Below are 374 nucleotides of genomic sequence, written 5' to 3'. Positions count from 1 at the left end.
TCATCCAGCACAACTCAACAGTGGAACTGGAGGCATCCAGCATGACGCATCACCCCCCGTCCTCGCTGCTGTCCGCGACACTCGCCGCCGCCGAACGCGGCTGGCACGTCTTCCCCCTCCGCCCCGGCGACAAGCGCCCCGCCCTCCACGGCTCGACCGCCTGCCCCCGCACCGGGGACTGCGCGGCCGGTCACCGCAAGTGGGAGGACCGGGCGACCACCGACCCCGCCCGCATCCGCCGGGCCTGGTCCGTGCGCCCGTTCAACATCGGGATCGCTACCGGCCCCTCCGGGCTGCTGGTCGTGGACCTGGACATGCCCAAGGCCAACAGCAAGAAGGGCACGCCTTCCGGCGCGACGACCTTCCGTGCGCTC

1 protein-coding gene is annotated in these 374 nt (G+C 71.9%); it reads left to right on the top strand.

What is annotated here, in order from left to right:
- Nucleotides 1-41 precede the first annotated feature (41 nt).
- A partial coding sequence (locus BFF77_RS37585) for a bifunctional DNA primase/polymerase (RefSeq protein ID WP_245704040.1) occupies nucleotides 42-374 on the top strand: 333 nt, incomplete at its 3' end.

It is taken from the genome of Streptomyces lushanensis (assembly GCF_001700515.1).
GTDB lineage: Bacteria > Actinomycetota > Actinomycetes > Streptomycetales > Streptomycetaceae > Streptomyces > Streptomyces lushanensis.
The sequence above is the reverse complement of the archived record's forward strand: the minus strand, read 5'-3'. Positions and strand labels throughout refer to the sequence as shown.